Genomic DNA, 14402 nt, shown 5'->3' on the forward strand with positions numbered 1-14402 from the left:
GATCCCTAAAACACTTTTAGTTGAGCTTATCGCTAACCGGCGAAAATGTCTCAGGGGTGTTAACGGTTATTCAGTCGTGCTCGCCCTGGTATTGGAAAACCGGCAGGCCGATGTTGAAGCGAAGGGCCAGCATCCGCATGGAAAAGCCCACCGCCAGGGTCACCAGGGTAGCCAGCAAGTCCGGTTGGCCAAGGGCAGTGAGCGCCAGATACAGCACCGCCGACACCAAAGACACCCCGGCGTAAATCTCCCTTTGGAACACCAAAGGGATACGGTTACACAGCATGTCGCGCAGGATGCCGCCAAAGACCCCAGTTATCACCGCCGAGATAACGGCAACCCCTGGGCCAAACTCCATGGACAGCGCCACCTTGACGCCGATGATGGAAAACACCACCAGCCCCAGGGCGTCGAGCAGCAAAAACACTTTGCGAAGGCGACTCATCAGCGGCGCTATCCAGGTGGTCACCAGGGCGGCGCAGCAGATGATGAGAATATACTGAGGGTGGGCGACCCAGGTCAGCGGGTAGTGGCCTAGCAGGATGTCGCGGATGGAGCCGCCACCGATGGCGGTAACGCAGGCGATGATCATGACCCCGAACAGGTCCATGCTGCGCCGGCCTGCGGCCAGGGCGCCGGTCATGGCTTCAGCGGTAATACCGATAATGTATAAAACAGTCAGCAACATGGCGGCCATCCTTTGATAAGGTGCTGCGATTATAAGGAGCTGGCGGCCAGTACGCACATGACCTTTTTTGCACCAATCCATTAGTTTTATTGATGCAAAATATGCGTAAAAGCCTTTATTGGCGAGCAGCTGACCGCGCAAACCTTTTCCTGACCATAAGATGGAGTGATAAATGAGAGCCGCCTTGCTGTTTGCCCTTTCCCTGCTGCTAAGTGCCTGTAGCCAGGCGCCGGATACCGGCGACATGACCCGCATCCTCAGCCGCCAGTACCAGCAGCAATTGGGGCCGGATGCGGTGCTTATTCGTAACCTCGAGAAGGTGGACGGCAAAGCCAAAGGCAAAGACGGTTACCTGGTGGATGTGAAGTACGACTTGGTTTTTCTCAAAGGCTTTGACCAGCTCACCGGCGAGGCGCAGGATAAAGCCCGTGACGGCCAGTGGCTGGGCATGTTGGACAAGGGCCTGAGCCTTTGGCAACTGCACCTGACCTTCGGGAATTTCAAAAGCGGTGATGTGGTGCCGGTTGAGCAGCGCTATGAGCTGGTCAAAACCGACGCAGGTTGGGATCTTGCCGCCAACTGGGACAGCCACTGATTTGTTTTTTATGGCTTTTTGCTATCAATAACAACGCCATATTCCAAAAGTGAATATCATTATTCATTTAGTGAATATAGTATCGGGCTTTGTTCAGTCGTATAGGTTCAAGGAGCAGTAATATGGGCGCGCTTACCCCCTCCGGCATTGATGAGGTGTATCTCGATACCAACGCCACCACCCCGGTACTTCCCGAGGCCGTGGCCGCCGTAGAAGAGGTGATGCGAGCGCTTTACGGCAACCCCAGCTCCACCCATATTACCGGCCTCAAGGCTCGCCACCTGATGGAAAGCACCCGCCAGTTGGCCCGCCAGGTACTGGGTGCCAGTAATGGCCACCTTATCTTTACCTCCGGTGCCACCGAAGGCATTCAAACCGCCGTGGTGTCGGCACTGTCATCGGTTAAAAGCCAACCTGAGCTTCTCAATCGCCCCGGTAAACTGCTGCTTTACGGGGCAACCGAACACAAAGCGGTGCCCAACACCCTCAAGCACTGGAACCAATTGCTGGGCATCGATGCCGAAGTGATGGCCATTCCGGTGAATCACCAGGGGCTTTTGGATCTCGACTTTATCCGCCGCCACGCCAAAGACGCCTTGATGATCTGCACCATGGCGGTGAACAACGAAACCGGCGCGCGCCAGGATTTAAGCGCTGTTGAAGAAGCAATTCGCAGCCAGAACCCGCAATGCCTGTGGATGGTCGATTGCGTGCAGGCCCTGGGTAAAATGCCTCTGGCCCTTAGCGACACCAGCATTGATTACGCTCCCTTCTCCGGCCACAAACTTTACGCCATGAAAGGCATCGGCCTTTTGTATGTGCGCCAAAAGGCGCCGTTTTCGCCCTTTATTGCCGGCGGCGGTCAAGAACAGGGGCTGCGCTCCGGCACCGAAAACCTGCCGGGTATCGCCTCGTTAAAGCCCATTCTTGAGGCCTTGCTGGACCCGGCCCACAGCACCTTTCGCTCGGTTGACACCCTTAATGGCTTTCGGGCGCAGCTGGCCGACGCGCTGCTGACCGCCTTTCCCGGCCTGGTGTTTAACAACGATTTTTCGGTAAGCGTGCCAACCACGCTTAATTTTTCGGTAAAAGGCTTTGCCTCAAAAGAGCTGCTGGATTTGTTTGATGCCGCCAATATCCGGGTATCGAGCGGCTCGGCTTGCTCCTCCGGCGCCACCCGCTCTTTTGTACTGGACGCCATGGGCCTGCCGGCCTGGCAAAGCGAAGCGGCCATTCGCCTCTCCTTTGGCCCGGCCATGACCCAAGCCCAGCTTGACCACGCCTGTGAGCGTATCGCCAAGGCCAGCGACGCCCTGCGCTATTCTTGCCGCCACCCGGGCCATCTCAAGCCCACGGAACAGCTTGAAGGCTTGGTACAGCTTAAAAGCGGCGCCGATTGCTGCTATTTGTTGGTTAGCCAAGGCCAGGCGATAGTGATTGACCCGGTCTCGCCCCTTGTCGAGCGCCTGGTTGAAACCATCAGCTGCCAGGGTTTGCAGGTCGCCGCCATCCTCGACACCCATGGCCATGCCGACCACCTCTCTGCCGCGCCAGTGCTGGCCGAGCGCCTGGGCCTTGCCAGCAGCGACGTAGACGCCCTTGGCTGGCCACAGCAGGCAAGCACTGGCCCCCTTGGCCTGCCCGCCATTGCTGTTGGCGACAATTGGCTAAGCCGCATGGCAACCCCAGGCCACACCAGCGACGCCGTCGCGCTGCTGCTGAGTAAGGGCGAGGATATTCAGGCCGCTTTTGTGGGCGACACCGTGCTGCACGGCGGCCTTGGCCGCACCGATTTTGAAAGCTCCGATGCCAAGGCCCTTTATCGCAGCCTAAAAGCGCTGGGCCAGCAGCTGCCGGCCAAAGCCTTGTTGTTGCCTGCCCATGACTATCACAACCTGCTCTTTACCTCCCTGGAGGCCGAGCGGCGCAGCAACCCGCTGCTGGCCCAGGTGCTGGCGCCGGTGTCGATGCTCGACGAAGCGGCTTTTGCCGACCAGAAAGCCCGCCTCGACCAAGCCCTCGACACCCCCATGGAGGGCTGCGAAATTCGCTGTGGGGTCACCAACCTCAACCTAAAACTCAGCGCCGAGCAGGAGCTGACATTGGACGATCTGGCCCTTCTCGACACCCCCTTATTGGTGGACGTACGAGAAAGCCACGAGCACCACTTGCAGCATCTGGGCAATGACGCCAGCGCGCCGCTGTCGCGCCTGGCCCAATACCTTTTGGAGCACCCTGAGGACAAACCGCTGGTCTGTTATTGTCGCAGCGGTTCGCGCTCCCAAGTGGCTGCCGCTGCCCTCACCCGCCTTGGCCGCCGGGCTTACCACCTTAAAGGCGGGGTGGCCCTCAGCCAGTAACGGATATTGCAAGGCCGGCGCCAATGGCAAACAATGTTAGCCACAACAACGATATAAACGGGTAAGAGGGATGTTCGAACAGTTTGACCACGTGGTGAGGGTAATAGGCCTGGTGCTGCTGATACTGGGCTGGCTGCTGAAAAGCCGCAACACCATGCTGATTGGTGGCCTGCTTATCTTTGGCGCCGCCTTTATCAGCACCGAGCTGAGCGGCGCCATCGACAAGGCCGGTCACTAAAAAGGGCGCCATTGGCGCCCTTTTTTATTCCACCCTGCGGTACACCGCCTTGCCTGCCAGCCAGGTTTCCCTGGGCTTTAGCTGCCAAATGTCACTGTCCGGCACGGTAAAGTAGTCGTCGTCCAAGATCACCAAATCCGCCCACTGCCCCGGCGCCAGACTGCCGGTGAATTTGTCCATAAAGGCCGCATAGGCCGCGCCACGGGTAAAATCATACAGCGCTTCTTCGCGGGTCAGGGCTTGTTCCTTGTGCCAGCCCTCTTTGGGCTGGCCGTGATGGTCCTGGCGGGTCACCGCCGCATAAAGGCCGTAGAAGGGGTTGGGGCTTTCCACCGGGAAATCCGAGCCGGCCGCCATCTTGACTCCAGCTTTGACCAGGCTGCGCCAGGCATAGGCCCCTTTGAGGCGGTCTTTGCCGATGCGGCTCTGGGCCATGTTCATGTCGGAGGTGGCGTGGGTGGGCTGGAAGGAGGCTATTACCCCAAGTTTGGCCATGCGCTCGATGTCGCCAAGGGTCATCACCTGGGCGTGCTCGATACGGTTGCGCCGGCCCTTGCGCTCGCTTGGAGGAAAGCTGGCGAAGGTGTCCAGCACCCGCTGGTTGGCGGCGTCGCCAATAGCATGAACGTTCACCTGAAAACCGGCGTCAAAGGCGGCGCGCATCACCTTTTCCAGCTCGCCAGGGCCATAGAGCATTGAGCCTTTGTGGCCCGGTTTGTCGCTGTAATCGGCCAGCATGGCGGCGCCTCGGCTGCCAAGGGCGCCGTCGGCAAATACCTTGACCGCCCGCGCTGCCAACAGATCGCTCCCTTGCCAGCCGATAGGGGCCTTCACGGCTTGCCAGGTGGCAGGCTTGGCTTCGAGCATGGCGTAAATGCGGGTAGTGAGGCTGGCTTGGCGCTGCTGATAGAGCTGCCAGGTGGGCAAGTCGACACCGGCGTCCCCTACCCCGGTAAGACCCACTTTGGCCATGATCCCAAGGGCAGCGTCCAGCGCCTGGCCGCGTAGCGCATCGCTGAGCTGTGGCAGGTGAGCAGTCATTAAATTCATGGCGTTATCCACCAGCACCCCGCTGGGCTGGCCGTCGCGGCCACGCAAGATTTGGCCACCACTGGGCTCGGGGGTTTTGGCGTTGATGCCGGCGAGAGTCAAGGCCGCCTGGTTGGCCCAGCCAGCGTGGCCATCCACCCGGCTTAGCCACACCGGGCGACCGTCGGTGAGCATGGCTAGGTCCGAGGCAGTGGGCATGCGTTTATCGGGCCACAGCTCCTGGTTCCAGCCCCAGCCTTGGATCCACGGCAGCTTGGGGTGCTTTTTAGCAAAGCGCGCCACCCTAGACAGGGCGTCGGCCAGGGATTTGGCGCCGGTTAAATCCACATTGAGAGTGCCTTCCCCGAGGGCCATTACGTGGCCATGGGCATCAATCAGCCCCGGCAGCACCGTTTTCCCGGCAAGATCCCTTACCTCTGCCCCTTGGGGGATGGCCAGGCGGTTATCGCCCCTTGCCAGGACTTTACCGTCTTCAATCACCAGCCGGCTAAACGGCACCAGCTTGTCGCCCTGCCAGCCATAACCGGTGACGTTATCCAGCACCAGGCTTTGGGCCGAAAGGCCAAATGACAGCGCCGACAGGCCAAACGACAGCCCCGCCAGGGCCCTTACCAAACCACGAACCATGACCACTCCTTACAATCCTGACCACAGTGCCTGGCGCAGATCCACCCGGCCACTGCGCTTGATAACCACCCCTTCGGCCAACAGCAGTTGATGCTGCTCCAGGTGCCCCTGGCTGTCTCTGACCGAGCAGCCACCCTGGGCGTTGACCACCCGGTGCCAAGGCAGACCCGCCGGGCAACTGGCCATGTAGCGCCCCACCAGTCTTGGGTTCCAGCCAAGGATGGAGGCCAGTTGGCCATAGGTAGCCACCTGGCCTGCCGGAATAAGGGCAACCAAAGTGTATAAGCGGGCGGGGTCGGTACTGGTGGCCATGGCAATTACAGGGGTTAATTTGTCTATAGGGTACCAGCGCCCGGTACCCTGGCACAGCGAAATGAAAAAGGCGCCCTGCGGCGCCTTTGCGTTATTTACTGAGGTAGGACTGGCCTTTACAGAAGTGCTCGACACAGGGGCTGGCAAAGCGCTTTTCAAGCCCTTTGAGGGTGGCCACCTTTTGTGGGGTGTCGAGGTTTAGCAGGGTAACGGCGGCGTCTTGCACACCGTCACGGCGCACATGCACCGGCATCACGGTGCGCTGGCCTTGGCCCAGCTCTTCCATGATTTGGCGCGCCTGACCGCAGCTGAACACATACTGGCCCTGGAAGGTCTGGCGGCTGGCCGACCAGTAGTTCCATTGCATTTCAAAGTCGTCCGGCTTGTAGGCGCACCAGTACTGGGTCAGGGACACCATCTGGCCCAGGTGATAATCCTTGGCCCGTACCGACCCCATCACCTCTTGGTTTACATCGCGGGTCGCCACCTGGAAGGTGCCCATGTTCATGCCTTTATGGCGCGACTTGGATACCCCAACGTACTCCGGCTGCTGCCAGCTGTCTGGGCCGTCACTGCCATGAGCCACGGGCGCCATTGGCGCTTTATGAGCAGCAGGAGGCGCTTCGGCCACTTGGGTTTCGGCCTTGGCCGGTGCCGGCATGGGCACGGTCATGGTATCGGTGCTGGCGGTCACTACTGGCGGCGCCTTGCCTTCCAGCTGCAGATAAGAGCGGCTTTTGAGCATCTCAAAACGGGTTTTGATGCTGTCAATCTTGGCTACCGGCAAGGCGGTGCGCTGGCCGTTCTTCACATAGGTTTGAAAGGCGATGGTGCCGTACTGGTCGAGGTAGAGGTCGATGTCCTGCTCGTCCATGCGGCGGCTGCCGTCAGGCAGGGTCAGGCGCCAGTCGGCGTCTTCTTCGTAACCAAAAAGGTTACCGCCATCGACAAAGTAAAAGTGCTCACCGTAGCCGCCCTCTCCGGCTTCCAGTCGCTCTTTGAGATATTTCAGTTCACCCTGGTCGAAGTAGGCAACATAGCTGGCGGTACCGTAACTGTCCTGCAGCTCGCCGGCGACTTTTTTCATGTCGTCGGTGTGGGCCAGGATCCAGTCCCGTTTGTTGTCCAGCGCGTCGCGAATTTCCGGCGATGGCAGGCCGATATCCACGGTGCGCTCGTCCGACGCCATGGGTACCGGCGCCTTGGTGGTGGGCTTATTCACACAGCCACAGAGCGCCAATGTTGCAAGCAACGCAGTCCCGATTTTTTTATTGTGCATGAGGCGTTTCTCAAGTTGCGGCAAACAAGGTTTTGGGGTTTTGTTAAAAAAAGGATAGCAAACGCTATCCCTTTTTGTATTGCCTTACAAGGTCTTATATAAGAACAGCATTTATGATGATGACATCACCTATTGATCAAGAAAATGCTTTGCTGATGCCGATGCATAAGGAAAAACCATGATGAGCAAAAAACTGGTATTGCTGTTGCCCCTGTTGCTAAGTGCCTGCGCCGCCCACACCGGCGGCCGCGACGAATGCGCGGCCAACCTTGACAGCGCCTGGCAGGAACTGGACTTGGCCAAAGCCGAGGGCTTTGCCGGCACCGTCAGCTACACCAAGGCCCTGGGGCTGCTGTCCCTTGCCAAGGGCCAGCAGCAAATTGAGCGCTACCCCAGTTGCATCGAAAAGGCCAAGCGGGCCCGCTTTTACATCAGCGAGTCCCGCCAGGGCCGTTAATGGCCGCCCCGGGCTTCCATGTAATAGCTGATGTGGCTGCGGGGCTTGAGGTAGTCGAATACCGCTTGTGGCAACGCCGTTGCCTTGACGGTCCGGCTGACCGCCAGCCCCGCCTCCTCCAAATCGATAATGGCGGCCTGCTCCCGGGGCACCGCAGGGTCGTACACCAATACCGCCGGGCTTAATAGCTTGGCGGAGTTGACCGTCATCACCAGGCCGTACTGGTCGTCATTAAGTTGCACCAAGGTCCCCGGGGGATAGACCCCCAATACCCGAATAAAATACTGCACTATGCCCTGATCCAGCCGGTGCTGCTCATGCTTGTAAAGATGCGATAGCACCGCATGGGGCGACATACCCGGCTCCTGGCGCCGGCCATGGCAGAGGTTGTCGTATTCGTTGGCCACCGCCACTAAGCGGGCCAGTTGGGCGATCTCCTCTCCCTTGAGCCCCTTGGGGTAACCGGTACCGTCCAGCGCTTCGTGGTGCTGAAAGATGACCTCGCGCACCGCGTCGGGAAAGTCGGGATACTGCCCGGCCAGCTCATAACCGTACTGGGTATGCAATTTGAGGAAGTTCTGTTCGGCTTCGGTCAGAGGCTCGGTTTTACGCAAGATCTGACTCGGCAACCGGCTTTTGCCCAAGTCGTGAAAAAGCCCGCCGAGCCCTGCATCCACCATCTGCGCTTCGCTCATGCCGGCGGTGCGGGCAATCAACATGGCCAGCACCGCCACATTAAGACTGTGGCAGTAAAAGCCGTCGTCGGTCTTGGGCTCGTTCATCAGGTGCAGCACCACATCACTCTGACTGGTTAACACCCGTGCTATCTCGCTCACCATGGCCTTGCCTTCGCCAAAGGCCGATTGGGGCCGGCGCTGCATGTCCTGCATCACCGCCTTGGTGTGCACCAGGGCGCGCTGAAAATCCTGCTCGGTATTTTGCAGGCCGCGCATGTAAGCCTTTTGGCGGGCGATTTGCTGCTCTTTAAGGGCAAAGGCGGCGGCCAGTTCGGCGTCCAACTCTTCATCCTTGGCAGCGGGGGCCGGCTCGGGCTTTTTAGGCGGCTCCAAAGGTTTGGTATCGGAGCGCTCGGGCACCACCAGCACGTAGTCCAGCCCCAGGCTCTGGATAATGGCTACCTGCTTTTGCGAGCGAATTTTAAAGCGGTTAAACACAAAGGGGTGCTGGGCCCAGCGAACCGGCAGGATCACATAAAGGCCAGGGCACAGCTGATGGGGCGTGACAGCAAGCTTGTTTTTTTTCATTCACATCCACTTATTGTTTTAATGGTTATTGCGTATCGGTAACTGCCGTCGTCTCCCGGCAGCGGTTTCCCGCAAAGCCAAGGGGGAACCAATGAAAAGCATTCTCAATCGTGCTATGTTGCGGCCCAGTTCGTCACGCGCTTTCCTGGAGTCTCATGCGGCGCACCCTCTGGAAATGGCATGGCTGGCTTGGCCTGACTGCCGCCCTCCCCCTATTCATTATTGCCCTGAGCGGCAGCCTGCTGGTGTTTAAAAACGAGCTGGACGGCCTGCTAATGCCCGCCGTTATCTCCAGCAAGGGCGGCCCCGCGCTGGACATGAACACCTTAATGCATGATGCCGAGCGCCAGCTCAACGGCTATGAGCTGCTGGGTTGGCAACCGGGCGAGCCGGGCCAGAACACGCTCCTTTATCTATCCAAAATGGGCAGCTACGTTTGGCAAAAAACCTATATCGACCCCAGCACCGGCCTGGTGACGGCGCCGGTAAAGCCGGTTGACCATTACCTGACCGACTGGCTGCTGAGCTTTCACTACACCTTTGTCAGCGGCGCTGTGGGCATTGCCGTGGCTGGGGTGACAGCGCTGTTGCTGCTGGCGCTGTCCATCAGCGGTTTTATCCTGCACCGGCGCTTTTGGAAGACCTTTTTCACCCTGCGCTGGGGCAAAAGTCTGCGGCTTTTTTTAAGTGACGGCCACAAGATGCTCGGCATCATCGGCGCGCCGGTGTTTTTGATCCTCGGCTTTACCGGCGCCTGGTGGAACCTCGACGAATTTAGCCACGAAATCGAAACCCATGACGACAGCGCCTACATCATTACCCAGCGCTACTACAACGATAAGCTGGATTTCGATGCCATCCTGGCCCGCGCCAAAACGGCGATACCGGGCTTTGTCACTACCTATATCCGCCTACCGGACAAAAGCTACCCTGGCATTCACTTGTTTGGTCACCCGGCAGATGCTGGCCCCTTGCGGGGTAGCGCCGGTTCCATCATCAGCTTTGACGACCAAACCGGGGCGCTGACCGGGGTGATGAACGCCGCCAGCCTCGGCGCCCTGTATCAGTTCAAAGACAGCTTCAAGCCCCTGCACTTTGGCACCTTTGGCGGTCTAACCACACGGGTGCTGTGGTGCCTGATAGGCTTTTTCCCCTGCCTGATGGCCCTGTCGGGCTTTTGGATGTGGCGAAAGCGGGTCAAGCGCTAGGTTTACGTTTGGCCCGGGTACCGGGGGCTTTAGCGGTATCGGCCTTGGCCGGCGCCGATTTAGCCGCTGCCGGCGAGGCTTTGGCTGGTGCTGCTTTCGCCGCTGCTGGCGGGGTCGCTGGCGCGGCTTCTACAGCAGGCTCTGCCTTGGCTGGCATAGCTTTCGCTGTGGGCGCCTTGGCTTGAGCGGGCTTTTTCGCGGCGCTGGCGGCCGGTTTTAGCGGCGCGGCCTTAGCGGCAGAAGCCGCTTTGGCAGGCACCGCTTTGGCAGCAGTTGGCGTCGCGTTAGCGGCGGCTGGCGCCTTAGCCTCAGCCGGTGGCTGCTGGTGGCTGCGGATAAAGTCTTTGACCTTGGGGCCCACTTCTTCACGAAAGCGCCGGCCGTTAAAGATGCCGTAGTGCCCTACCCCTTTTTGCACATAATGAAGCTTGCGCGCCGGCGCTATGCCTGAGCACAGCCGCTGGGCCGCCTCGGTTTGGCCCATGCCGGTGATGTCATCAAACTCCCCTTCAATGGTCATCAGCGCCGTCTTTTCGATGGCGCCAGGGTCAATCACCTGGCCACGGTAGGTCATCTTGCCTTGGGGCAGTTGGTGCTCGATAAAGACCTTTTGCACCGTTTCGAGGTAGAAATCGGCAGGCAAATCCATCACCGCCAGGTATTCGTTGTAAAAATCGCGGTGGGCCTCGGCGCTGTCGCCGTCGCCGTGGATCAAATCCTCGTAAAACTTAAAGTGCTTACGGATATGCAAGTCCGGGTTCATCATCATAAAACCCGACAACTGGATAAAGCCCGGATAGACCTTCTGCCCCACCCCGGGATATTGCTCGGGCACGGTGCACACCACGTTTTCTTCGAACCATTCCAAGTCGTGGTCAGAGGCGTAATCATTCATTTCAGTGGGGTTGATGCGGGTGTCCACCGGCCCGCCCATCAGGGTCAGCGATAGCGGCTGGCGCTCGGATTTTCGCATCGCCATCAAGGTACAGGCCACCAGCACCGGCACCGACGGCTGACACACCGCCAGCACATGGACATCCGGCCCCAGCTGCTCGATAAACTCAATCACGTAATCCACGTAATCATCAAAGCTAAACCCCCCTTCGCTAAGCGGCACTTCCCGGGCATTGACCCAGTCGGTGATATACACCTCATGGTCCGGCAGAAAGTGGGCCACGGTGCCGCGCAGCAAGGTGGCGTAATGGCCGGAAAGCGGCGCGACGATCAGCAGTTTGGGGTCTTGGCGCTTGCTAAAGCGGCGAAAATGTTTGAGCTCGCAAAAAGGCCGAGTCGCAGCCACCTGCTCGCGCACCATCACGGTAGTGCCGTCGATTTCGGTGGAGTTGAGGCCAAATTCAGGCTTTTCGTAGTTGTTGGTGCAGCGCTCCATAAATTCGATACCCGCCAGCATATAGCGTCCGGTGTGGGTATAGGGCGCCAGGCTCCAGGGCAGGGTTAATTGCTTTTTCAGGGCCTGGGCCCACAGGTGCAAAGGCTGCATGGCTTGCAAGGCAGTGGCATGAAATTCATAGAGCATCACAACATCCCCTGTAAAAAAAGTAATGAGATTGGACACTTAACAAGATAGGCGCCACTTCAAGCCTGGGCAATTATTAACCGCATCGCTTTGATGCAGGCCAAAAAAAAGCCCCTTGCGGGGCCTTTTTCACTGCTTGGCGCGGGCGCTGCAGAGCTCGATTTGCTCCACCGCTCCTTTGAGGTTGCGCTCACCGCCTCGGTAGTCGAGCTTGGTGAAGTACTCTTCCAGGTCTCGGGCTTTGTCTTCTGAGCAAAAGCCGCTGAAGGCGCTAACAATGCGCTTGCGGTTGGACTCTGGCCAAATGGCCTCCACCGCTTGGCGATTGGCCTTAAACCAGGCGTAGGTTTGGTCGCGGGTTTCATCGTTATAGGCTTGACCGCCCAGCAGCATAAACCGCTCGTTGACCCGCAAGTCGCCGTTGATGGCCATGTCCAGCACCTGCGCCGACAGCTTCGGCGCTTCAAGCCCGGCCAGGGCCATCACCGCCCGCTGGCGCACCACCGCATCTTCGCTCTTGGCCAGACGCGCTTTGAGGGTGTCAAAAGCGCTTTGGCCTTTGTCCTGGGCCCAGGTTTCCATGGCAAGGCCGATAAGGTCGGGGCTGATACCGGCGTCTTTACCGGCCAAGTGCGCCTCAGCGGCGTTATCCAGTTGGCTGCGCACGGTTTTGTCTTTGACAGTACTGGCCATAAAGGCGGTCAAGGTGGCGCGCAGCAAGGTGTCGTCTTTGGCCTCGCCAGGTTTGGCGCTTAAGCCAAGAGCCTTGAGGCGCGGGCCGTACCAGGCGGTCAGCTTGGCTTTGAGGGCCGCCTTGTCTTGGGTTTGGTGTTTCAGAATAAAGCCAAGCTGCCCCAGGGGCGCGGTGGCCAGTTCCCGGTCTTTGAGTTTGGCGATAAACGGCACCTGCGCCAGGTACGCATCAACGCTCAGGGAGCCGTCAGCCAGGGCCGCGTTAAAGCTATCGAGCACCGACAAGGCTTCGGCCTTGGACAGGCTCGACAGATCGCTTATCAGCGGCTGCCAATTGCTGACGCTAAAGCGGTAGTAGCCGGTGCCATCGGCATTGGGAACGATGTGTTCTGGGCAGCTGGCGAGGCTCAGGGCGGTGCTCTTTTGGGTCAGCAGCTCGCAGCTGCGCTGGCCGTCGACGCTGTAGCAAAACGGCAGATCCCAAGTGCGGGCAGGGTCGCCTTTGGAGCCCAGGGGCAGGTAGCGGCTTTGAGTCAGGGTCATGCTGCCCTTGCCGTCATTACAGCTGGTTTCAACGGTCACCTTGGGCACACCGGTTTGGGTCAAAAAGCTCATGAAAGCGTTGTTGACCGCCGGGTTGTTGGCGGCTACGGCGATAGCGCTGACAAAGTCCTCGGCGGTGCCGTTACCCCAGGCGTGGTCCACCAGGTATTGGTGAACCCCTTTTTGGAAAGTCTCTGGCCCGACGAAGTATTCAAACATCTTCAGCACCGCCCCGCCTTTTTGGTAGGTGATACCGTCAAAGGCGTTGGAGATGTCGCTGTTATCCAAAATCGGCTGGCGAATTTCACGCATGTTGACCAGCGAGTCAGCACTCATAGCGCGCTGGCCGCCTTGGGCGATGCCAAGGCCATAGCCCCAGTCCGGCGCCCAGGTGGCAGCGGCTTTGTTGCCGGCCCAGGTAGCGAAGGCTTCGTTAAGCCAGATATCGGTCCACCAGGGCATGGTGACCAGATCGCCAAACCACTGGTGCGCCAGCTCATGGGCATGGACAGAGGCATAGGAGCGCTTTTGCCAAAAAGGCGCGTCGTCATCCATCAGCAGCAGCTGTTCGCGGTAGGTAATGGCGCCGGGGTTTTCCATGGCGCCGGCGGCAAAATCAGGCACGGCGATGATGTCGAGCTTTTTATAGGGGTATGGGATCCCGAAGTAGTCTTCTAAGGTTTCGACGATACCGGCACTGTTCTCAAGGGCGAACTTGAGCTTGTCGCCCTTGCCGTGCACCGCCACACCGCGAAGGGGTACTTCCCGGTCACGAAGGGCGGTCTTGGGCATGGGTTGCCAGTCGACGATATCCAGATCACCCACCGCAAAGGCCAGCAGGTAGGTGGGCAGCGGTTTGGTGGTGGCAAATTGGATGTAGGTCCAGTCTCCGTCGTCCTTACGGGCCACTTCAGGGGTGTTGGCAATGGCCTTCATGCCCTTGGGAATGGCCAGGGTTACATCAAAAGGCACCTTAAAGCGCGGCTCGTCAAAGCCGGGGAAGGCGCGGCGGGCATCAATAGCCTCAAACTGGGTAAAGGCGTAGTTGCGGCCACCTTCGGAGACTTTATACAGGCCTTCAAGGGACTTGTTGTACGGCGCCTCGTAGCTCACCTTGAGGGTCAGCTTCTGGGCGTCAATGTTGTGGGGAAAGGCCACCCGAATCACGCCTGAGTCGTCCATTTGCTGGATTTGGGTATCGAGGGTCTCGCCTTTGGCAGTCACCGCCTTGATGGTCAGGGCGGTCATGTCCTTGGCGTGCATCCATAAATGATCGCTGGCTTTATCCAGGGTCATTTGAATTTCGCCCTGCCCTTTGAATTCACCGCTATCGGGGTTTATCCATAGCGTCAGCTGATAATGGCTGGGGGCCGCCCACTGGGGCAACTGGGCGGTGGGAATAGACTCGGCCTCTGGCGCCGGCTTGGCCACTTCGGCGGCAGCGGGGGCTTGAGCATCGGTTTGGGTGTCGGTGGCTGCGGGGTCTTGGCAGCCGAGTAAGGCGAGGCTTAAGGCACTGAGTATGAACTTGCGCATGGACAACGGGATCC

At 59.1% G+C, this 14402-nt stretch carries 12 protein-coding genes; 5 read left to right on the plus strand and 7 right to left on the minus strand.

Annotated elements, in window-relative coordinates; all coding sequences use genetic code 11:
• Positions 1-70: 70 nt before the first annotated feature.
• Positions 71-688 carry a trimeric intracellular cation channel family protein gene (locus EDC28_RS12415; protein WP_050659475.1) on the minus strand — a complete coding sequence of 206 codons (618 nt, stop codon included), beginning with the start codon at positions 686-688 and terminating at the stop codon, positions 71-73.
• A 172-nt stretch (positions 689-860) separates the two neighbouring features.
• Between EDC28_RS12415 and EDC28_RS12420 the strand changes: the two genes are divergently transcribed.
• The 3 genes from EDC28_RS12420 to EDC28_RS20155 all read left to right on the plus strand — a co-directional run bounded on the left by EDC28_RS12420 (position 861) and on the right by EDC28_RS20155 (position 3881).
• A complete protein-coding gene (locus EDC28_RS12420) occupies positions 861-1283 on the plus strand; it encodes a hypothetical protein (RefSeq protein ID WP_050659474.1) in 423 nt (140 codons plus the stop codon).
• Positions 1284-1405: 122 nt separating this feature from the next.
• Positions 1406-3643 (plus strand): aminotransferase class V-fold PLP-dependent enzyme, encoded by a 2238-nt coding sequence (locus EDC28_RS12425; RefSeq protein ID WP_123421826.1) that lies wholly within the window; start codon positions 1406-1408, stop codon positions 3641-3643.
• A gap of 70 nt (positions 3644-3713) precedes the next feature.
• Positions 3714-3881: a hypothetical protein gene (locus EDC28_RS20155; protein ID WP_157052950.1), complete on the plus strand. Its 168-nt coding sequence runs from the start codon at positions 3714-3716 to the stop codon at positions 3879-3881.
• A 24-nt stretch (positions 3882-3905) separates the two neighbouring features.
• Here EDC28_RS20155 and EDC28_RS12430 read toward each other — a convergent pair whose 3' ends face one another.
• The 3 genes from EDC28_RS12430 to EDC28_RS12440 form a co-directional block, all read right to left on the minus strand.
• Complete coding sequence (locus tag EDC28_RS12430) at positions 3906-5558, minus strand: amidohydrolase (protein ID WP_123421827.1); 1653 nt, start codon at positions 5556-5558, stop codon at positions 3906-3908.
• Between the two features lie 9 nt (positions 5559-5567).
• Positions 5568-5870: an MGMT family protein gene (locus EDC28_RS12435; RefSeq protein WP_050659471.1), complete on the minus strand. Its 303-nt coding sequence runs from the start codon at positions 5868-5870 to the stop codon at positions 5568-5570.
• A gap of 91 nt (positions 5871-5961) precedes the next feature.
• The gene (locus tag EDC28_RS12440; protein WP_148049848.1) at positions 5962-7092 is read right to left on the minus strand and encodes a hypothetical protein; all 1131 of its coding nucleotides are present in this window, start codon (positions 7090-7092) and stop codon (positions 5962-5964) included.
• A 235-nt stretch (positions 7093-7327) separates the two neighbouring features.
• On the opposite strand from EDC28_RS12440, the gene EDC28_RS12445 reads away from it, so the two are divergent.
• Positions 7328-7606, plus strand: coding sequence for a hypothetical protein (locus tag EDC28_RS12445; RefSeq protein ID WP_050659469.1), 279 nt, complete (start codon positions 7328-7330; stop codon positions 7604-7606).
• On the opposite strand, the gene EDC28_RS12450 is transcribed toward EDC28_RS12445, so the two are convergent.
• Complete coding sequence (locus EDC28_RS12450) at positions 7603-8871, minus strand: HD-GYP domain-containing protein (protein ID WP_050659468.1); 1269 nt, start codon at positions 8869-8871, stop codon at positions 7603-7605. The genes EDC28_RS12445 and EDC28_RS12450 overlap by 4 nt on opposite strands.
• Positions 8872-9026: 155 nt before the next feature.
• On the opposite strand from EDC28_RS12450, the gene EDC28_RS12455 reads away from it, so the two are divergent.
• Positions 9027-10079: a PepSY-associated TM helix domain-containing protein gene (locus EDC28_RS12455; RefSeq protein ID WP_123421829.1), complete on the plus strand. Its 1053-nt coding sequence runs from the start codon at positions 9027-9029 to the stop codon at positions 10077-10079.
• On the opposite strand, the gene EDC28_RS12460 is transcribed toward EDC28_RS12455, so the two are convergent.
• Both EDC28_RS12460 and EDC28_RS12465 read right to left on the minus strand, forming a co-directional pair.
• Positions 10069-11616, minus strand: coding sequence for a polyhydroxyalkanoate depolymerase (locus EDC28_RS12460; protein WP_123421830.1), 1548 nt, complete (start codon positions 11614-11616; stop codon positions 10069-10071). The two genes, EDC28_RS12455 and EDC28_RS12460, sit on opposite strands and share 11 nt — an antisense overlap.
• A 129-nt stretch (positions 11617-11745) precedes the next feature.
• Positions 11746-14388 carry a M1 family metallopeptidase gene (locus EDC28_RS12465; RefSeq protein WP_123421831.1) on the minus strand — a complete coding sequence of 881 codons (2643 nt, stop codon included), beginning with the start codon at positions 14386-14388 and terminating at the stop codon, positions 11746-11748.
• Positions 14389-14402 lie beyond the last annotated feature (14 nt).

Source organism: Gallaecimonas pentaromativorans, assembly GCF_003751625.1.
GTDB classification, from domain to species: Bacteria; Pseudomonadota; Gammaproteobacteria; order Enterobacterales; family Gallaecimonadaceae; genus Gallaecimonas; species Gallaecimonas pentaromativorans.